At 66.5% G+C, this 19,251-nt stretch carries 16 protein-coding genes and 5 pseudogenes; 4 read left to right on the forward strand and 17 right to left on the reverse strand.

From position 1 onward, the window contains the following. Window positions 1-46: 46 nt before the first annotated feature. Window positions 47-1,051 (reverse strand): AraC family transcriptional regulator ligand-binding domain-containing protein, encoded by a 1,005-nt coding sequence (locus ABZ293_RS34480; RefSeq protein ID WP_355187633.1) that lies wholly within the window; start codon window positions 1,049-1,051, stop codon window positions 47-49. A 12-nt stretch (window positions 1,052-1,063) separates the two neighbouring features. Between ABZ293_RS34480 and ABZ293_RS34485 the strand changes: the two genes are divergently transcribed. Next, window positions 1,064-1,216, forward strand: a complete 153-nt coding sequence (locus tag ABZ293_RS34485; protein WP_355187664.1) for a GntR family transcriptional regulator — start codon at window positions 1,064-1,066, stop codon at window positions 1,214-1,216. Window positions 1,217-1,330: 114 nt separating this feature from the next. Here the strand turns inward: ABZ293_RS34485 and ABZ293_RS34490 are convergent, their stop codons facing one another. The 6 genes and pseudogenes from ABZ293_RS34490 to ABZ293_RS34515 all read right to left on the reverse strand — a co-directional run. Further along, a complete protein-coding gene (locus ABZ293_RS34490) occupies window positions 1,331-1,885 on the reverse strand; it encodes a flavodoxin domain-containing protein (protein WP_355187635.1) in 555 nt (184 codons plus the stop codon). 298 nt (window positions 1,886-2,183) lie between these two features. Next, window positions 2,184-2,543 carry a hypothetical protein gene (locus ABZ293_RS34495; protein WP_355187637.1) on the reverse strand — a complete coding sequence of 120 codons (360 nt, stop codon included), beginning with the start codon at window positions 2,541-2,543 and terminating at the stop codon, window positions 2,184-2,186. Between the two features lie 160 nt (window positions 2,544-2,703). Further along, the gene (locus ABZ293_RS34500) at window positions 2,704-3,582 is read right to left on the reverse strand and encodes a universal stress protein (RefSeq protein ID WP_355187638.1); all 879 of its coding nucleotides are present in this window, start codon (window positions 3,580-3,582) and stop codon (window positions 2,704-2,706) included. A 36-nt stretch (window positions 3,583-3,618) separates the two neighbouring features. After that, window positions 3,619-3,705: pseudogene (locus tag ABZ293_RS34505) on the reverse strand (universal stress protein); the annotation flags it as partial. A 262-nt stretch (window positions 3,706-3,967) separates the two neighbouring features. After that, on the reverse strand, window positions 3,968-5,704 hold the full coding sequence (locus tag ABZ293_RS34510; RefSeq protein ID WP_355187640.1) for a GAF domain-containing sensor histidine kinase: 1,737 nt from the start codon (window positions 5,702-5,704) through the stop codon (window positions 3,968-3,970). A 28-nt stretch (window positions 5,705-5,732) separates the two neighbouring features. After that, a pseudogene (locus tag ABZ293_RS34515) lies at window positions 5,733-5,957 on the reverse strand (LuxR C-terminal-related transcriptional regulator); the annotation flags it as partial. A gap of 4 nt (window positions 5,958-5,961) precedes the next feature. On the opposite strand from ABZ293_RS34515, the pseudogene ABZ293_RS34520 reads away from it, so the two are divergent. After that, window positions 5,962-6,828, forward strand: a pseudogene (locus ABZ293_RS34520) (SulP family inorganic anion transporter); the annotation flags it as partial. A 31-nt stretch (window positions 6,829-6,859) separates the two neighbouring features. Here the strand turns inward: ABZ293_RS34520 and ABZ293_RS34525 are convergent. The 7 genes and pseudogenes from ABZ293_RS34525 to ABZ293_RS34555 all read right to left on the reverse strand — a co-directional run bounded on the left by ABZ293_RS34525 (window position 6,860) and on the right by ABZ293_RS34555 (window position 14,004). Continuing rightward, the gene (locus ABZ293_RS34525; RefSeq protein WP_355187642.1) at window positions 6,860-7,531 is read right to left on the reverse strand and encodes an SRPBCC family protein; all 672 of its coding nucleotides are present in this window, start codon (window positions 7,529-7,531) and stop codon (window positions 6,860-6,862) included. 1,042 nt (window positions 7,532-8,573) lie between these two features. Further along, window positions 8,574-10,001 carry a serine hydrolase domain-containing protein gene (locus ABZ293_RS34530; protein ID WP_355187644.1) on the reverse strand — a complete coding sequence of 476 codons (1,428 nt, stop codon included), beginning with the start codon at window positions 9,999-10,001 and terminating at the stop codon, window positions 8,574-8,576. Window positions 10,002-10,822: 821 nt separating this feature from the next. Next, window positions 10,823-11,086: pseudogene (locus ABZ293_RS34535) on the reverse strand (IclR family transcriptional regulator); the annotation flags it as partial. Window positions 11,087-11,413: 327 nt separating this feature from the next. After that, window positions 11,414-12,001 carry a hypothetical protein gene (locus ABZ293_RS34540; RefSeq protein ID WP_355187646.1) on the reverse strand — a complete coding sequence of 196 codons (588 nt, stop codon included), beginning with the start codon at window positions 11,999-12,001 and terminating at the stop codon, window positions 11,414-11,416. A gap of 119 nt (window positions 12,002-12,120) precedes the next feature. Beyond that, complete coding sequence (locus ABZ293_RS34545) at window positions 12,121-12,375, reverse strand: hypothetical protein (RefSeq protein ID WP_355187648.1); 255 nt, start codon at window positions 12,373-12,375, stop codon at window positions 12,121-12,123. A gap of 46 nt (window positions 12,376-12,421) precedes the next feature. Beyond that, window positions 12,422-13,315 (reverse strand): universal stress protein, encoded by an 894-nt coding sequence (locus tag ABZ293_RS34550; protein WP_355187650.1) that lies wholly within the window; start codon window positions 13,313-13,315, stop codon window positions 12,422-12,424. A gap of 242 nt (window positions 13,316-13,557) precedes the next feature. After that, window positions 13,558-14,004 (reverse strand): hypothetical protein, encoded by a 447-nt coding sequence (locus tag ABZ293_RS34555; RefSeq protein WP_355187652.1) that lies wholly within the window; start codon window positions 14,002-14,004, stop codon window positions 13,558-13,560. Window positions 14,005-14,170: 166 nt separating this feature from the next. Between ABZ293_RS34555 and ABZ293_RS34560 the strand changes: the two are divergent. Continuing rightward, window positions 14,171-14,830, forward strand: a pseudogene (locus ABZ293_RS34560) (DUF4389 domain-containing protein); the annotation flags it as partial. Window positions 14,831-14,982: 152 nt separating this feature from the next. Here the strand turns inward: ABZ293_RS34560 and ABZ293_RS34565 are convergent. From ABZ293_RS34565 to ABZ293_RS34575, 3 genes are all read right to left on the reverse strand, one after another. Further along, window positions 14,983-15,531, reverse strand: a complete 549-nt coding sequence (locus ABZ293_RS34565) for a recombinase family protein (protein WP_355187654.1) — start codon at window positions 15,529-15,531, stop codon at window positions 14,983-14,985. 706 nt (window positions 15,532-16,237) lie between these two features. Then, the gene (locus tag ABZ293_RS34570) at window positions 16,238-16,714 is read right to left on the reverse strand and encodes a nuclear transport factor 2 family protein (RefSeq protein ID WP_355187656.1); all 477 of its coding nucleotides are present in this window, start codon (window positions 16,712-16,714) and stop codon (window positions 16,238-16,240) included. Between the two features lie 10 nt (window positions 16,715-16,724). Beyond that, window positions 16,725-18,320: an FAD-dependent monooxygenase gene (locus ABZ293_RS34575; RefSeq protein ID WP_355187658.1), complete on the reverse strand. Its 1,596-nt coding sequence runs from the start codon at window positions 18,318-18,320 to the stop codon at window positions 16,725-16,727. A 118-nt stretch (window positions 18,321-18,438) separates the two neighbouring features. On the opposite strand from ABZ293_RS34575, the gene ABZ293_RS34580 reads away from it, so the two are divergent. Continuing rightward, window positions 18,439-19,023 (forward strand): TetR/AcrR family transcriptional regulator, encoded by a 585-nt coding sequence (locus ABZ293_RS34580; RefSeq protein ID WP_355187660.1) that lies wholly within the window; start codon window positions 18,439-18,441, stop codon window positions 19,021-19,023. The last annotated feature ends 228 nt before the right edge of the window (window positions 19,024-19,251 follow it).

Consider the following 19,251-nt stretch of genomic DNA (forward strand, 5'->3'; position numbering starts at 1 on the left):
GCGCGGCCGGGCCGGCGAGGACCGAATCCGCGGACTCGGGGACTGTTCATGCAGACGTGTCGTGTCGGTATTCCTGCGGGCTGCGGCTGTGCCGCCGGTGGAAGGCCCGGCGGAACGCCCGGGCATCGGAGTAGCCGAGCTGGTTCGCGATCGCCGTGACCGGAAGCTGGCTGTTGCGCAGGAGGTCCACCGCGAGATAGTCACGGACCGCCTCGACCTCGACCCGCCAGCTGGTCCCGGCCTCGTGCAGATGCTGCTGCAGCGTGCGGGGGCTGACCGCCATCTGCCGGGCGGCGGTTTCGAGCGTGACTATGCGGCCCGTGAAGCCGTCGGCCAGGAACGCGCGGACCCGGTGGGGCCAGGAGTCGGCGGCCGGCCGGCGTTGTTCGGCGTGTCGGCGCAGCACCGCGGCGAGCATCGGATCGGCGCTGAGCAGCGGTAGGTCCAGGTCACCACGCGTCAGAGTGATCGTGGTCGCGGAGCATCCGAAGTCGATGTCGGCCACACCTAGGGCCTCGGCCAGCCCACGGTGCTGCTTCGGCGCCGGCTGTGCGAGACCGACGTGGGAGGGGCGGATCGGGCGTCCGGTGGCGTGCCGTGCCATGGTCAGTTGCCAGCCCAGGACGAAGGCCTCGGCATGCCGGTAATCCGGGCCGTCGGAGAGCACCCGCTCCACGACGACTCGGCTGCCGTGCCTGGCCTGCTGGTAGGCACCACCCGTGCTAGCCACGAAGACGTGCCGGATCACGGTGTCGAACGCATCCTCGAGGGTGTTCGCGGTCAGGAACAGGTAGTCGAACAGACCAAGCCTGCTGGGCTGGTGGTCACGGCCGAAGTGCACACCGAACAGCGGGTCGTCCACCGCGGCTGCGGCGCGATTCCACAGATCCGTGGCCAGCCGGGTCTCCACCCTTCCGGCCGGGTCGGCGAGCTGCTCCGCGTCGAGACCGGCCTCCCGAGCCAGCCGGCGGCTGTCGACCCCGGACCTGGCCACGAACTCCAGGAGCAACCGGGGCCCGGCTGTCGACACGGTGCCCAGACTCGCGATCACGATCACGATCGTATTCGTTCCCGGGTCTATAACGAGTTGGCTTCCGCCATTCGAACCCTGCGTATCCCGCCGGGCGCGTCGCTGTCCGAGACCGACCTGTCCGCCCAGTTGGAGGTCAGTCGCATGCCACTGCGTGAGGCAATCGCGCTCGACTCCGATCTTTGAACTCTCGAAATGTCTTTGGCCTGAGCGTCTCTCGATGGCGGCATAGACCACTGCGGTCGAAGGTCCCGACATGACCGGAGTTGGACCTCCCTGGCAGGTCAGGTGGACCTCCGGTCAGGGCGCGATAGTTGTCGACTGCGGCTGCGGCAGGCCGAGCGCTTGCGCGATCATCGACGACCAAGTGCGGATCGCACCCCAGTCGCGCAGATCGCCATAGCGGCCGCCGCCCAACAGTCGGTACATCGTGCGGGCTTTGAGCGATATCCCCGCCCGCTCGTAGTGCCCGGCGAACGCGCGGTAGTCGCACGGGGCGACCGAAGCGACGAGGGCCGCGATCTTTCTCGGCACGATGCGACCGACCCGTCGCCCGATCGGCCCGCGCAGCGCGGGACCGAGGCCGACACTGAACATCCAGACATCGGTGTTGTGCAGCGCCTCGCGGTGAGTATGCAGGAAGGTCGTCGCGGCGGGCAGGAAGTCCATATCGTGCACCGCGCTACCGAAGACAATCGCGCGGAAGCGGCTCAGGTCGGGTGCGTGCTCGACATCGGTGAGTTCCACCTCGGCACCACGAGAGCCCAAGTCGGTGGCGATGAACTCGGCGATATCGCGAGTGGATCCTTGTGCGGTCGCATAGATGACCGCGATCCGAGACGTATTCGATTCCATACCCTCAGCGTGGCGCAATACCGCACGCGCGAGTCAGAGCCGGGATGCCCGGGGACTGGGGACCAACGACCTCATTGGGCATGGCCGACGGCAAGCGCTCAACGCCGCCGTCGCGCCGGTGCGGATAGCACGCTCGGCTCCGAGTCTGAGCGTCGCCGAATACAGATCAGCCAGTGCGGGCGCCGATTCGGGACCAGCGGCGTCGGCTCATGGCCACTTGGCGTACTCCTCAGAGGAGGTGCTGCCGTTGCAGGCTTCTGAACGAGAAGAAACCCGAGCTGGCAGGCAACCCAGAAGGTCACCAGACGATAGGCGAGGACACCGGCGACGGCGGGCCCGCTCGGGACGCCGCCCACCATGAGTCCGGCCACCAGGGCGCCTCGACGACGCCGAGTCCGGCCGGGGTCGGGCTGGCCGCGCCGAGCGCCAACCCACCGAGGAAGACCGCCGCTACCAACGCGGCCGATGGACTGCTGCCGAACGCGAGAACCGAAAAGCCGAGATATAAGCGATTGCCGCCGACTCGGCCGCTGAATAGCACGGCCGCCCGATACTGGTGACGCCAGATGTCGGCCATCGCGCCCGCAGCGTCGCGGATGTCGGCGAGCCGGTCCGAGCGCCGCATCAGTACCGCAATGGCGACGCCGAGAGCCGTCATGGCGGCGACGAAGCCGATGAGCAGTCCCAACCGCTGGGTAGCGCGTCGGCCAGCAGCAGCCCGGTGTTGCCGAGCCAGATCCCGGCTCTCGTCAGTTCGATGAGGTGCAGGACCGGTGTGGATTCTCATCGGGGTCGGCGATCGTCTCGATGCCCTTTGGTCAGTTTTGTGGGCGGGCAATGATGATGGGGCAGTCGATGGCGTGGAGGACGGCCTGGCTGACCGAGCCGAGGGTCATGCCCGCGAAGCCGCCGCGGCCGTGGCTGCCGACGACGATGAGTTGTGCGAGTGCGGATTCGGCGAGTAGGCGTCTGGTCGGTCGGTCCTCGGCGACCACGCGCTGTACTTCGAGGTCGGGATACTTTTCGGCGTAGCCCGCGAGGCTTTCCGACAGCAGTTCCTCGGCTTCTTGCTGCAAGTCGGCGCGGGGGATGTAGCGGTTGAGTTCGGACCAGGTGAGTACCGCGCGCAGCGCGACATCGCGACGGTCGGCCTCGTCGAAGGCGATCTCGATGGCGCGACTGCTGCTCGCCGAGCCGTCGACGCCGACCAGCACCGGGCCCAACAGTCGGTCCGGCGTGTAGTTTTCGGGTTCGGGGATGACAGCGACTGGGCAGTGCGCGTGCCGGGCCACGGCGGTGCTGACCGAGCCGAGCAGCCCACGCCGGAAGGCGCCGAGACCGCGGGTGCCCACGACCAGCAGGCGGGCGTCGGTGGAGCGCTCGAGCAGGACCGGGATCGGCGGCGCCTCGACCACGAAGGTCGTGATGTCGAGCTCGCCGACGGGTGTGGTTGCCGCGGTTGCGAATTCGCGTGCGGCGGCGACAGACGCGGCCCCGGCCGCCCGGTAGGTGTCGTAATCGATTTGGTTGAAGGCGATTCCGGGACCGAAGTCCATCGGTGCGCCGATGCAGTACACGATGTGCAGGGGTGCCTGGTGGTGGGCGGCCTCGACCGCGGCCCAGCGCACCGCCTCGGCGGCCGCATCGGAGCCGTCGATACCGACGAGAACCGGGGGGTTGATGGCGTTGGCGGACATGTGATTTCGTAGCCCTTCTGCGCGAACGATGGTGCGTTACTGTGGGTGGACGATCATGACGGGGCAGTACGCGGTCTGCACCAGCGCGTTGCTGGTCGAGCCGGGCAGCAGTCCGCGGAGCCGGTGTCGCGGACCACGACGATCGCGCCGTGGCCATGGCTGGTGACCGCGAGCCGGTGTGGATCATCGTGGTGCTGGGTGGTCATGCGCGGTGTCCCTTCGGATTCCGATAGATCGGCTACCCGTAGGTTAGGAATCCGAGGAGGTGTGGCACGCCTGGCGTTGGTCACGAACCACAGGGCCCAAAGGCCGCTCATGCCTCCTGGTGCTCGGCTGCGGCCGCGCGAAGCACAGCACCCGGGCAACCCCACCTGGCCAACCCGGCTCAGGGCAACGGCACCGACCAGCGCAACACCGTGCCCCCGTTCTCGCCCTTCGTCACGCTGAAACTCCCGCCCGCCTGCTCGGCGCGCGCCGCGAGGTTCGCCAACCCGCTCACGCGCTCGAAGTCATCGGGTACGCCGATGCCGTCGTCGGTCACTTCTACGGTGACGTCGTCGCGGACGCTGAGATGGACCGATACCGTGGTCGCCGATGCGTGTCGCACCGCGTTGCTCACCGCTTCGCGTAGTACTGCTTCGACGTCTTCGGACAGTGGCGGCGCGAGCACCGATACCGGTCCGGCCAGTCGGATCGTGGTGCGCAGCCCGCTTTCTCCGATCATGTCCGCGATCACCCCGTGTAAGCGCTTGCGCAGTGTGGGGGTGTCGGCGGCGGTGCTGCTGTGCAGGTCGAAGATCGAGTGCCGGATGTCCTGCACGATCGACTGGATGTCCTGGATGGTGTCGGTGAGTCGGGATTTGACCTCGGGTGCGTGGGCTCGCTGCGCGGTGCCCTGTAGTGAGAGGCCGACCGCGAAGAGCCGCTGGATGACGTGATCGTGCAGGTCGCGGGCGATCCGGTCGCGGTCGGAGAGCACGTCGAGTTCGCGCATCCGCCGCTGGGTGTTGGCCTGCTGCAAGGCCAAAGCGGCTTGGTCGGAGAAGGCGGCCATCATCGACTGCCCGGCCGCGTCCAGCGGCTGCGCACCGGCGGGCCGCACGGTGGCGAGCACACCGATGACCGAATCCTCGGCCCGCAGCGGCAGGATCAGTGCCGGGCCGAACTTGGCGGGTTCGTCGAAGATCGGGACGAGACTCAACTCGTCGACCGCGAGGATCTTTCCGTTGCGGAACGCTTCACCGGAATGCGACTCTCTCATGGGAATTCGCTCGCCGATGAGCTCTTCGGCGCCGACGCCCGCAGCGGCGACCACCGCCAGTTCGGTGATGTCCTCGGTGGGGATTTCGGGGTCCTCGGGGAGCGCCAGGAAAGTGTATGCCGACTGGGTGAGCGTCAAGGCCCGGTCGGCGACCAGTTCGAGTGCAGTGCCCGGTTCGCCGCCGGCGAGCAGTTCGGTGGCGACGTCGCGGTTGGCCTCGAGCCACTGCTGGCGGATGCGGGACTGCTCGTAGAGGCGAGCGTTGGCGATGGCGATACCAGCCGCGGCCGCCAGCGCCTGCACCACGACCTCGTCGTCCTCGGTGAATTCCTGGCCACCGGATTTCTCGGTGAGATAGAGGTTGCCGAAGATCTCGTCGCGGACCTTCACCGGAACGCCGAGGAAGGTGCGCATCGGCGGATGGTGGGCCGGGAAGCCAACCGAGGAGGGGTGCTTTGAAAGATCGGGCAGCCGAATGGGTTTCGGTTGTTCGAACAGCAGCCCGAGCACACCGTGACCACGTGGCAGATCGCCGATCATGACGCGGGTGCGGTCGTCGATGCCCTCGTAGACGAATTCGGCGAGTCGGTTGCTCGTCTTATCGGTTTCGCGCACCCCCAGCGCCCCGTATTCGGCATCGACCAGTTCGATAGCCGAGTGCACGATCGCGCGCAGCGTGTTGTCGAGGTCGAGTCCGGCGGTCACCACCAGCATCGCCTCGATCAACCGGTCCATCTGATCGCGCACGCCGACGATCTGGGCGATCCGATCCTGGACCTCGGCGAGCAGCTCACGCAGTCGCAGCTGGGACAAGGTTTCCGTCACCAGTATCTGGCCGGGCACGGCTGACTCGCCTTCCATGTCCCGCATTCTCGCACGGGTGTCTCCCTCATGTCGTACCGCACGATATGGATGATGTTCGCTCAAACGTCGTGGGTACGTTGAGTTTCGAGGCGAGCACCGCCGCCTGTGTGCGTCGCTCGACGCCGAGCTTGGTCAGCAGCCGGGTGACGCAGTTTTTGACGGTCTTCTCCGCCAGGAACATCCGGCCCGCGATCTGCCGATTCGTCGGTCCCTCACCCAGTAGATCGAGTAGGGTCCGTTCCTGTTCGGTATCCGGCTTAGCCGGGGTTGCCGCCGACGATATTGCTCAATTGCCTTTGCCCGCAGTCGGTATCGCCGTGGTCGGCTTCTCCGATAACGTCCTGAACGCACAGGTTTTTCCGGCCCGGCCCGCAGGCACGTCACCGTGAACACCGAACTCGCCGCACTCGGCGCGACCAATCTGGCGGCCGGTGTGCTGCACGGATTCCCGGTGAGCTGCAGTGGCAGCCGAACCACCATGGCGACCTCGCCGAATATCGGCGGATCGCTCGTTTCCGGCGAAGTGAACTCGTTTTGGCGCTCGGCACGATCGTCGCGGTGCTCGCACTGGGTGTGCTCTACGGGATCCTGATGGCCATCGCGCTGTCGATCTTCGACTTGTTGCGCAGTGCGGCGCGGGCGCACGCCGCCATTCTCGGATTCGTCCCGGGCTGGCGGGCATGCACGACGTCGACGATTACCCGGATGCGAAACCCGTTCCGGGACTGGTGATCTACCGCTACGACGCGCCGCTGTGTTTCGCCGACGCGGAGGACTTCCGGCATCAGGCGCTGGCCGCGGTCGACCAGTGGAACAAGCCCGGCCGGACACCGGTGCGATGGTTCGTTCTCAATGCCGAGGCCAATGTGGAGATCGACCTCACCGCGCTCGACGCGGTCGAGCAACTGCGCGTGGACCTGGCGGCACGCGGCTTCGTCTTCGCCATGGCGCGCGTCGAAGCGGATCTGTGCGATGATCTGGATGCGGCCGGGCTGACCGCCAGCATCCGCCCGGCGTGCAGGAGCTGCGACAAGCCGGGTGGCGCGAACAGCGGCAGCCGCTCGGTGCGCCGCCGACCGATGGCGCGGGCCCGGGCCAGCACACGATATGCCGCTCGATAAGGGCCTTGCGCCTGTTCTCGAAGGCGCATGGTCACCCGCCGACTGGGGCCGGTGCCTCGGATACCGCAACGACGGGGGCCTTTTGTTCGCGTTCGGCGCGTTGTTTGAAACCGAGCAGCATCTTGCGCTCCATGACCCAGCTTCCCGGCTCCATGATCAACCGGTTGAATACCCGCGTGGGAACTGCCTTATTGGGCAGCGCAATGCGGTTGCGGCTCACCAATCGCGTGCCCTCGTCGCTCGGATACAGCCCGAACGCCCACACCCAGTGCCCGTCCTCGGAGGCGAACACCAGTGCCTGCTCAGGCTCGTGGACGGCCACCCGCATGCGCGGGCCCGTATCGCCGAGCGCGAAGGTGTCACCGATGGAGAGGTTTTGGAACTGCGGCAGGATGGTGTCGGCGCTGTGCATATCCAGCCCGAGCAGGTTCTCGATCCAGTCGTAGGTGTAGGCGCCGCCCCGGCCGGGGCCCATCTGGACCAGCCACGGCCAGATCCGCTCCGGGGCCGCGTTGATCGTAATCGACCTGGTGGCAACAATATCCGGGTCGGTGAGCAGGTCGTCGCCAGGCATGGCCCTGGCCACTTCCTCCTTGGTGGAGCCCCACTCGAGGCATCGATTACGCAGGATCACCTGATAGCCCACCGCCAATCCGGCCAGATACGTGCCGATGCCGATCGCGCAAGCAGTCGTTCTCTTCATATCCGGTACGTTTCACCGAATTTCGACCCGAGCACAGAGCCATTCGTCAGTCGGAGAGCAGACCTTGGTCGATGCCGCTACTTCGGGCTCTGGACCGGCCCGGATCGGAGTGCCCGATCACCGTCGTGCGCGGTGCGTGACGGCCGCGGCTCAGGTCTGCGGATGATCGTCCGCGGTGCGCGGTGAGCGGTCGTTGCCACCGCGGATCATCAGCAGGAGCATGACCCGGCGAGCCATGACGACAGTGCGGTCAACAGGGTCGGCGCTCTGCCGGGTTCCGCCACTTTCGGGAAATCGTAGGCACCGCACGTGTTCCGAGCGACCGGCATTCGAGCTGCACTATCCACTACATGTTGGATCGGTTGCGCGCCGAGACGCATATCGGGTGGGACGCCAAATCGCGGCCGGTGGCCGTGCCCGGATTCGCGCCGATGGCGATACGCGAACATTGATCGTAGACAACGCGTTTCGGCTTCACTGGCACAACGAATCTCTGGATGTCACATCGGGCCGCCCATCATGGGGCAACTGCCCATCAACGGTCGACCAGGTGTGAACGTCGCCGAGCGCTGGCTCACCCGAGCCGGCTGTCGACGTTGCCCGGTCCGTCCAGTTCCGGCGGCTCGGATTCGAACGGACGACCGGTGCCGATCGGCATCCGGCGCTGCCCGTCCCATACGCTTGTGCCGCGCCCGAACCGCTGCCGCCGGGCCGGGCTGTGCGGCGCGAATCGTCCTAGCAGATGTGGCCGGAGATGCTGCGGCGACGTCCTTTCGACAATATGTGCGGCTGCCGACCGGGCAGGAGTCGTCGGTCGTCGGATCAGCCGCCACTGGACCTGCGGCACCGGGATATCGTGCGGTTCCACGCGGTGGCTCGCCAGGACTTCCGGCCAATTCCAGTCGTCGCAGTGCTGTCCTCGACGTGCTTGCCGACATTTCTCGAGATGCGGTCCCTCGGCTGAAGGGCGCGGGAACCTCCAGTCCCGTACCAGTGCCGCAGCGACCGTGCGGACCGCTGCCGCGCGGCGGGTTCCTCGGCATCAGTCGCCGCGGCGCAGCAGGCTCATCGGGACCAGGTCGAAGCACATGCGCATCGCGCCGCTCGCCGAGTCACGTGTGAACACGAGCCGGCCCGTACCGATGCCGTACCGGGTGAGATCGACCCGGTACACCCAGGGATCGGTGGGGTCGTCCGGGTACAGCGGCAGTCCGCGCAGCAGGCTCGGGATCGGGGTCAACAGCCGCAGCACCGGCCTACCGGCCTGAATCCGGACGTGCACCCCCGCACCGATCATGGCACGGGCACGAAGATCGGTGAGGGCGCCGGGCAGGCGGTAGTCGCCGCAGATCTCGTTCCAGATCTCCGGGTGGTGACCGACATCGGTTCGAATCGCGGCGGCGCGCACCTCCAGCACATCGTTCATGAGCTCGGAGACGGCCGCGGGCAGCCACAGCATGGCGCGGTGCGCGCCGTTGGTGCAGGCGAAGATCCCGAGCCCGTCGTCGGGCGCGACCCAGATCTGGGAGTCGAACCCGGGCAGTATGCCCTGATGTTCGACGGTTCGGTGACCACCCGCGACACCACGGAAGAAGGCCAGGCCCATTCCCGGTATCCGGTGATCCGGCTGATACTGCGGCTCGAACATCGTCGCCAGCGTGCTGGATTCGAGGACCTCGCCGTATTCGTTGGCCCCGCCGCAGGACAGCGCGGCCAGGTAGCGCGCCATGTCGCGGGGCGTCGAGTAGGCCGACGCGGCTCCGGCGGTCACCATCTCGCGAAGGGCGATGGCGCGCGGTCCGTTGCCCCGCAGGTGGTAGCCCGTCGCGAGGCGCGCGCGCATGCTCGGCGTGAGTTCCAGGTCAGTATCGGTCATGCCGAGCGGTCGGAAGATATTGTCGCGCAAATACTGTGCCAACGAGATTCCACTGACATCAGCGATGATCTGCCCGAGCGTGGCGAACCCGTGGTTGGAATAGGTCCACCGAGTGCCGGGTTCGGCCCGCAGGCGAAGGCCGCCTCGGTAATAGTCCGCCAGTGGTGGTATTGGCGTGCCCGGATCCACGCTCTCGCCGAAGTCCGGCCGCAGAACTCGTGTGGGATGAGCTGTTTCGCCGATCCCCGCAGTATGGGTCAGCAGGTGGCGCACGGTGGCGGGCCGAAAACTGGGATCGGCGGGCACGAGAGGGTATGCGCGCAAGTACTTTTCGGCCGGGGCATCGAGTTCGATCAGGCCCCGCTGTACCAGCTGCATCACCCCGATCGCGGTGAACGTCTTGGTGATCGACGCGACCCGTAACACCGTATCGATCGACATCGGCCGGTGCGCGCCGAGATCCGCGAAACCGTGACCAGAGAAGAACTCCAACTCTCCCGCCCGTACGATCGCCACCACCGATCCCACCATCGCCCGACGAGCCAGCAATGCTTCGACGCGGTGCAGCACGCTGCTTCGCTCAACTTCTGACATTGCGACTCCATTCGACGACTCGACTGCCTCGTGTCAGCTTGCGACCCGCCTCCCCGACTGCACAGGAGCACATCGGACCGGGTCCGATGGACCAAGGTCCCGCAATGCCGGTCGGTCAGGACCTGCCGATCAGTAACACCTAACGCCACGTGTTTTGAATGATGTTGTGGTATGTGTGATTTCGTCGTGACTGTGGAGGATCCGGCGATGGCGGGGTTTCGGATGTGCTGAAAGCACATGCTTGGACTCGGATAAGCGAAGAAGTCTTGAGTGGGGGATTCACTGGGCTCTAGATTGGTTGACGGCAGGCACATCCTCAGGTCTGAGCGGGTCCGCCGCCGGTCCGGGCGATAGCTCGAGAACCGGCTTTCCTGGCGGCTGACCGCGGCGACCGTCCACTTCCTCGACCGTGCGGTCGACCCTGCCGCGCTTGTCGCCTTGCGAGCGTTGTCTACCCCCTGCTCGGAAGCACGCGGGTCCTCCACCTGCGGGACGGACTGCACTCTCACCAGCGCCTCGCACGGCAGGGTCGGGCCAGGTACTCGGCTCGACTTGATCGCCGCCGTGGGGTGTCGTCAAAGTGGTTGTGGCTGGACTGCTTTGCGGTGTTGGTTGGTCTGTTTCGATGTCGCGTTGTGCTGCGCAGAGATTCCGCGATCGGCTGTTCCCGCGGCGGATCGACGACCGAGATCTGCCTGGCCTGCGTCGAATTGGGGCGGCGTTGTCGATCGTTCGGATCGGCGGCAATGTCAACGATGGCACCGTGTTCACCCCGTGCTGGCAGGGATGAGCCTGGGGCCTCTGCTCGGTGGCCGTCCCGACGGCACCGAGGCGTGCCCGGAGAGCCGGTCGACGTAGAGCACCTGTCGGCCGTCGCGCACGGCGAGGTGCCCGGTGGCCAGCGGTGCCCATACAGGTCGTGCAGGTGGGGCGAGGCGAACTGACGTAGTCCCGATTGCTCGGGCACGAGCAGACCGATGTCCCAGAGCCTGCGTCCCACGACGTAACGCCCCCGACTCGGTGCGGCTGAGCGCTCCCCAGGCGAGCAGTTCGCCGACCAGCCGGTGTGCCGTCGGCACCGGCATGGCGGTGCCAAATGCTCCGTTGTGTGGGCATCACGTGGCGGTGCGGGTGAGGATGCCAGCGAGCGGTCGACGAAGCGTGCGCGACGTGGGTTCGACATGCTGCGGTGCGGTGCCGATGCGTATCACGACCTGTGGCGGGCTGGGGTGGGAGAGCAGCCTTTCGGCCCGCGGGCAACTCGGAACTGTTCTACGGCTCGACGGAGGTGCGGTAGGTCTTCAGCCGACCTGGGTCTCGACTTTGCTGGCGATCTGCCGGTCGATATCCCCGCAGGTGTTCGGCGTCTCCGCCGGCGAGAGCATGCGGTGGGAGGAAAAGGTCTTGCACGGTCACTGGTTTCGTTCCGTCGGGCGCGGGAGATATTTGGTCCAGTCGATGCGGGCGAGCAGGACGATAGCGGTGAGTAGCGCGATCTGAATGGCGATGCCGTAAGGGGAGGTGAGCGCGGCGCTGAACGTGGCACCGAGATTCCGTTCGGCGACGTTGGCCGCGCCCATGTAGAGGGAGTAGCTGACCAGTCTTCCGAGCACGTGCGCGGCGGTTACGGGGAGCAGGTGAACGCCCATCAGTCCGGCCGCTTCGAACAGTTGCGCCGACGGTAGCGGAGACAGCAGGAACACTGCGAGCCCGGCGAGCGAGCGGCCGCGGTGGCCGGTGAGGTAGTCGTTGGCGGCTTGCAGGCCGGCTTTGCGGCGTGGACCGAGGTGGTCACGGATGTGGTTGGTCGCGGCGGCGAGCAGGTAACGACCAGCGCCCGAGGTGAAGGCGCCGATGATGACCAGGGCGACCGGGGCGAGGTGCCAATTCAGCCTGAACAACACCAGCACCAGCGACGTGGGCGGACCGAACGCCGGCATCAGGTTCACCAGAAATATCACGGCAATGGCGGCCAGATAGTGCAGCATCAACGTGCTCACTGCGGACCGGCACTGTTCAGCGCTGCTGGTTCATCCGCCGCCACACCCCATACCTTCCTCACTCTGCGACTCGTATCATCGAGTCCAGCAGCGGAATTCGCCAGCGGATGCGAGTAGGATCACTGGATCTCGAGCCGACCGCGATTCACCATCACGCCCAGTTGTGCTACGCCCCAGCACAATACATAGGCGGTCAGGCTGAGATGGATAACGATAGCCATGGCGATCAGGGTTGTCCCATAATCGGCGGCCCAGCCGGGAATTAGGTTCAGCGCCGCAAGGGCGGCGATCAGCATGATCAGCCCGAGCCCGATGGCGATCGGTGCGAGCGGGGCGGCTTCCGGGTCGGTATGGGTGGGGCGGACGGTTGTCACAGTGCTCTCCGTTCGGGATGTCGTCGTGGACAGTGTGTTTCGCTGGTTATCCGCGACGTTCGGGGGAGCGGCAGATCATGACCGGGCACGGCGCGTGGTGGAGCAGGTTCTGGCTCGTTGAACCGGCCAGCATGCCAACCAGCCGGTTGTGGCCGTGGCTGCCGGTGAGCACCAACTGCGCGTCGGCCGCGTGCTCGAGCAGCACCGCGGCCGTCGCGCCCTTCTGGACCACCCGGGTGACCTCGACCTGCGGAAACTTCTCGCTCCAACCGGCGAGGCGTTCGGCGAGCAACTCCCGCTCTTGTGCGGCGAGCATCGGCCAGGTGTCGGGGACGGCGGTCCATTCCAGCAGGTCCGGCTCGGTCCAGGCATGCACGGCGATAATGCCGACGCCGAGTGCCGCGGCCAGTTCGAAGGAGTGGCCGATGGCGGACTCGCTGTCCGGACTGCCATCGATGCCGACCAGCAGCGGTCGCCGATCGGGCCGCGGGTGGTCACCGTCGTGTCGCCAGACCGCGACCGGGCACTGTGCGTTGTTCGACACCGATAGCGCGGTGGAGCCGAGCAGTAGTGTGCCGAGTCGGCTGGCCGTCGAGCCCATGACGATCAGCTGTGCCGAAGCGCTGATTTCGATGAGTTTTCGTGCGGGAACGCCGTATTCGACCAACCGGCGGATATCCAGCTCGGGCTGATCGTGGCGCACCGCCGCGGCGGCCTCTTCGATCTTGCGTTCGGCCGCGGTGCGCAGCTGCGGCAGTAGGTCGGACTCCGCCCGAGCGCTTGCGGTGAGCCGGTAGTCGAGGGCGGGAACAACACTGAGCAGTACCAGCGGAACCCGCTGGTGCGTGGCCAGCTCGGCGGCCCAGCGGGCGGCGCCGAGCGCGCCCACGGTGCCATCGATGCCGACGACGATCGACTGATGGTTGGCAAGAGTGGTCATCTCGTCTCCGCTTCGACCGATTTGATGGGGTTGCCCCAACACTGTCAGTCGGTCGGCCCGTGGCATCGGGTCGCGTGGCACCGCCGCCGAGGACTTTCGTCCTCGGTTCGGCGGGTGGGCTACGAGTCGGCTATGCCGATTGCCTGGCGGCTTACGGGGCCGTCGCCGAGACTTGCTCGCGGGTTCGCAGTGAAGCCGAGAGAGGCTTCTGGGATGGTGCCCTCGACCGGTGGCTCGTCGGTTCAAGGGGTCCAGCGCTGTGGTGCGGTCGATGTGGATGAGTGCGTCGAATTCATCGGTGGTGGGGACATCGCCGATGTGGAGTTGTTTGCCCACACCAGGCTTCGCGCTGGCCCGGACTGCTCGCCGTGGCGGGGCAGGTCATCGATCAGCGCGTCGAGGGTTTCGGCCATGTACTGGGCGCGCATGACCTCGGTGACGGCCGCATCGATCCGGGGGTGCGTCTCGGCTGTGGTGTGGCTGGCCCTGATGGTCTCCTTGCGGGTGTGGAAGGTCCTGACCGGCGCCCGCAGCCAGTGGGCGGCGGCGGTCAGCTCTGCTTGCTGGGCGGCGAGGTCGTCGTGCTGTGGGACCAGCTGTCGGAGTTGGGCGAGCGCGGGAGCGCGGCGGGTCGGCACCTCGCGCGCGGCGTTGGACGGTCTGGAGGACAAGATCCGCGACGTGCTCATGGCGGATCTGCCGTTGGTCGCGACATAGTGTGGTCCGGGCGGGAATTAGGGGAAAAGGGTCCTGAACAGGAGTCCTTCGGACCCTGCATGCCGGTTCGAATCGATGTCAGAGTCGGTGCATCGCAAGTGATTAGGAGTACCGATCATGAATCCCGAGAAGACTTCTGCACATCCCGTCCGACTGCGCGGCGACCTCGACGAGCCGCTGTCGCGATGGCTGTGGTTGGTCAAATGGCTGCTCGCGATTCCGCATTACATCATCCTGTTGTTCCTATGGATCGCCTTCATCGTGCTCACCGTGGTCGCCGGGTTCGCGATCCTGTTCACCGGCCGGTACCCGAGGGCGATCTTCGACTTCAATGTGGGGGTGATCCGTTGGTCTTGGCGGGTGCAGTTCTATTCGTACGCCGCGCTTGGTACGGACAAGTACCCGCCGTTCACCCTGCGCAGTACCGACTATCCTGCCGAGTTCGACGTCGACTATCCCGAACAGCTCTCGCGCGGGCTGGTTCTGGTGAAGTGGTGGTTGTTGGCGATCCCGCACTACCTGGTGGTATTGGCCATGACCGGCGGTGGCGTGAGCTTCGGCGGCAGCGACGACAACGGCGGCGCCAACACCATCCCGCTGCTCGGTGTGCTCGTGCTGATCGCCGCCGTGATCCTGCTGTTCACGGCCAAATATCCGCGTCGCCTCTTCGATTTCGTGATCGGCATCAATCGCTGGCTGTATCGCGTACTTGCCTACGCCGCGCTGCTGCGGGATGAGTATCCGCCGTTACGGCTCGACCAGGGCCCGCGCGAGACTGCCGATGCCGACCCGCTGTGAATCCGAAAATAACAGCCCCGCAACGTCGTTCGGTGTGGATCGTGGTGTCGGTCGCGGTCGCCGTCATGGTCGCCGTGATCGCGTTCATCGTGGCGACCAGGGAAGAACCCCGGCAAGCATCCCTCCGTCGCGTCCCTGTACCGGGCACTCGCTCAAGCCGAGCAGACCGCCGCGGACGAGGACCTGCCGATGCGGCCCAAACCCGCCTGCATCCGCCGCCCCCGCGAACCGATGACGCCCGATGACTTTGGGCCGGCCGCCATGGTTTCCTTTGGCGGCGGCGATGATCTGGCCCTCGAGGGTCTTTTCCCGGATGTAGTTGCGTTCGATCTGCGCGGCGACGGCGAGGACCGCGAAAACATCGCGCCCATGCCGTTGGGGTCATAGATGCCGGTGAGCGGGCCGGTGAGCAGTTCGAGTGCGATGCTGCCGGTCTGGAGGTCGGCGGACAGCGTCATCAGCTCGGCGGCGTTGCGGGCCAGGCGTTTGAGTTCGTGGACGGTCAAGATGACCGGTGTGTCGGGCGCTGCTTGTTTGAAGTGGTGGGCCAGCGCGAGCGCCTTCTCCGGTTCGGGCCGAACCTTGATGCGGGTGCTGATCTGCTCGTGAAAGATCTTGTGGCACTGCGCCTTTCGTAGGGCTTCGAGTTGACTCGCCAGCTCTTGGCGGGCAGTCGATGTCCTGGCGTAGCCGATCCGCACGGGCCGTTCGGTCGCCGTGTCGGGACCACGGTGAGCGTTGGGCCTGAATCCAGCTCCGGCCGGGCCGACGATCGGCGGGCACCGGTACGTCGAGTTCCTCGCGCAGCGCGGGCACGAGGACGAAGCGCGGCGTGTGACACGCCCTGCTGGCGGGCGCGTCGCATTTCGGGCGTGCTGTTCTACTGCCGATGCGGCTTGATCGGGGGTCAGCGCCATGGAAAAAAGTCTCTCCGAAGTATCTCGCACAAGGTGCGGGTTTCGAGAGGACTTTTGCGAATGGCGGCCTGCGGTCACACGGTAATCCGGAGGCTGTCGCAGAACTCTCGCATCTGATCATTTGTGAGAAGCCCACGTGGTCGTGCCGCCTGTAGGCGATCACCGGACAGAACGCCGGATCCCCCCACCGGTCGTCTCGAATTCGCTGAAGTCGGTTCGCCACACACGATTGCGCGTTCGGCACGTTTGCGCTGTCGACGGTGATCGGTCCGGGCAGCCGCTTCCATGGCAGGGCGAGCGGCACGTGCGCGACGAGGCCGTACCCGGTTGCCCGGGTACAGCCTCGCGTCGGTTCGTGCGGTGTGGGTGTTGCCGGCTACTCGACGATCTCGGCTGACGCCACCTCCGCCGTGAAAGGGTCGGAGGCGGCAACGAACGCGCCGGCGGGCCTTGCACCGGCTCGGGGACGCCGATCGGTCCTGTGCTGGGCTTACGTTCGGGCTTGTTGTGCCCCGTCTGCTGAGTCAGCGGTGGAGAGTTTGGTGCCGTAGTCGACCTTGACGGTGTGGATGCGCCAGCCGTGTTCTGTTCGGATGTAGGTCATGTCGGCGCTCATGTACACCGCGCGGGGATCGTCGGCGATCACCGAGGCGACCCACATCAGCCAATGTCCTGTCGCGGTGTCACCGTCGACGAGGATGATCGGGTTCACGAAGGCGTGCATCGAGAACTCCACGACCGAGGTGGCGGCAGGCAAGACGGCGAGGATCGCATCGATGCCGACGGTGACTTCGCCCTCGTGGCTTTCCCAGTGCGCGTCGGCGGCGAATACCTGGGCGACGGTGTCGAGATCGACGGTTTTGCCCTTCCATCCCTTGTTGATGGCGTCGGCGTAGCGCGCGGTCAGATGTCGGATCTCTTCGAGATCTTCCAACCGCAGGATCCGTTGTTCCAGTGTGGCGTTCATCGTGATCACCTCAGTCTTCGGTGGCATTGGTGCGGGTGGCTGCGGCGACACAGGCCAGGGCTTGCGTCAGTTCCCGGCCGGGATCCTGCGGTGCGACGGGGGTACGCCAGGCGATGTAGCCGTCGGGGCGGATCAGGGTGGCGCCGGAGGACTCGATGCCGTAGGTGTGCTCGAACACCTGGTGCTCGTCGAACTCGATATCGGTTCCGGCCTGCTCGAAATCGACTTGAATGTCCAGCGCAGCGGTTGCCCGGGCGGCCGCGAGGCGCCAGCGTTCATCGGCCGAGAGCAGGACCCAGTCGCGCTCGATCAGGTCGAGGGTGGAGCATTTGTCGTCGCCACGCCGCACCCACTGGTGGGGGGCGCGGGTACCGGGCTGCCCCGCCCACTGTTCGGGTCGCTGCGCCGGCGGCAAGGACGCATCGGCACCCAGCACCGCAGTTGAGCGGTACAGCTGTCCTAACTCGATGGCGGAGTCGTCGAGCACCGGGGTGTCGGAGGTATCGACCTTCAGGAAGGCCTTGTAGTCGGCGCGGGCGAACAGCTGGTCGTGACGCAGGTCCGCGGTCGGGCGGCGCTCGGCGTCGTAGGTGTCCAGCAGCCGCGGGTCCGACGCGCCCGAGATCACCGCGGTCAGTTTCCAAGCCAGGTTGTGCACGTCGTCGATGCCGGTGTTGGCGCCGTACCCGCCGCGATTGGGTGGCAGTTGGTGTGCTGCATCTCCGGCGAGGAAGATCCGTCCCTGCGAGAAGTGGTCGGCGATCAACCCGGCCAGGTTCCACCGACCGGTGGTGACGAGTTCGATGGGGATGTCGGACCGGCCGATCGCGCGCTGCACCACCTCGATCTGCTGCTCGGGGGTGCGGTCGACGTCATCGGAGAGCATCAGCACCCATCGGCCATCGGAATAGGTGGTCAGGAACGCCTTGAAGTCGGGCTGCTCGATCTCGAACTGGACCACGCCGTGCTGCAGGTACTCATCGAGGGGGGCGCGGAACAGGATGCTGCGCTGCACCGACAGCGGGCCGATACCGTGCCGCTCGATCCCCAGGTCGGTGCGCACGGCGCTGTCCGCGCCGTCGGCTGCCACGACGTAGTGGGCGCGCAGGAAGTACTCGTGGCCGTCTTCGCGGCGGCGCAGTGTCGCGGTGACACCGTCGGTGTCCTGGGTCAGGCGCACCAGTTCGGTGCCCAGGCGCAAGTCGGCGCCGAGTTCGCGGGCTCGCTCACGCAGCAGCGGTTCGAGTTTGTCCTGGGTGATCGCGATCGCGTGGACCGGTGACTGGTCGGCGCCGTAGGCGCCCTTGCTGCCGGGGCTCCACTGGTATTCCTCGATCCAGGTGCCGCTCAGGCTCTCCACGCGGGCGCGGCGCGGCGCTTTCATGCCCTGCAGCGAGGTGGGCACGTCGACGCCGCTCTGGCGGAAGTGCTCGATGGTGCGGGTGGTGAAACCGATCGCCCGGGGGTGTGGCGAGCTGCCGTAATGCTTGTCGATCACCACGACGGGCACGTCCTGCCAGGACAGGAAAACCGCCGCGGACAGGCCGACGAGGCTTCCGCCGACGATGAGGACCGGTATCTGTTCGACGTCGATGTTGTCGTTCATTTCGATCACCCCTTCTCGAGGTTGTCGCTGATTGGTCCACCCAGAAAAACACAACCCATTTACAAACGCAAGTGACTTACGTTTTTAAGTGAGTTGCAATACGTGGTAGCGTGTTCGCATGCCCGCTGAACCGCCCGGACGCCGTGAGCGCAAGAACTCCCAGACCCGCCGCAGCCTCGCCGAGGCGGCCGAACGGCTGTTTCTGGAGAAGGGCTACGACCAGGTCGGGGTGAAGGAGATCGCCGACGCGGTCGACATCTCGGTGCCGACGATGTTTCGCCATGTTCCCGATGGCAAAGAGGCGGTGATGTTCGACGACGGAGTCGAACGTCGCGAGGCCCTGCTGGCGGCGGTCACCGAGCGCCCGGCCGGACAGTCGCTGATGGTGGCACTGCGCAAGTTCATGCTGGGGCGGGGGCCGTTCATCGTCGATCCGAGCCCCGAGATCCGTCGGCGCACCGAGCTGATCATGAACACGCCCGCGCTGCGCGACTACTCGCGCGTGTTGTGGATCCGGTGTGAGGCTCCCTTGGCCGCGGCGATCGCCGCTGAACTCGGACACACGCCCGAGGACATCACCGCCCGCGCTGTCGCCCGCTATGTTCTCGAGATTCCTCAATTCGTCGGCGGCGAGCCCGACCCCCGTGCCGCTGTGGACGCGATTTTCGCCCTGCTCGAACACGGCGTGCCCCGGCCGGGCTGAGCGACCGCGACCATAAGGCGATGACGCCGGGGCACTACCGAGCGCACTGATGCCGACGGGCTGCCCGGCGATGTTGGAGCAAACAGGACACCATATTCTGCGATATGCCTCCGCACCGGCCGCACCGGCCGCACCGGCCGCACCGGCCGCACCGGCCGCACCGGCCGCACCGGCCGCACCGGCCGCACCGGCCGCACCGGCCGCAGCAGCGAGGCGATGTCGACGAAC

Origin of the sequence: Nocardia sp. NPDC005998 (genome assembly GCF_040614395.1) — a bacterium.
Lineage (GTDB): Bacteria > Actinomycetota > Actinomycetes > Mycobacteriales > Mycobacteriaceae > Nocardia.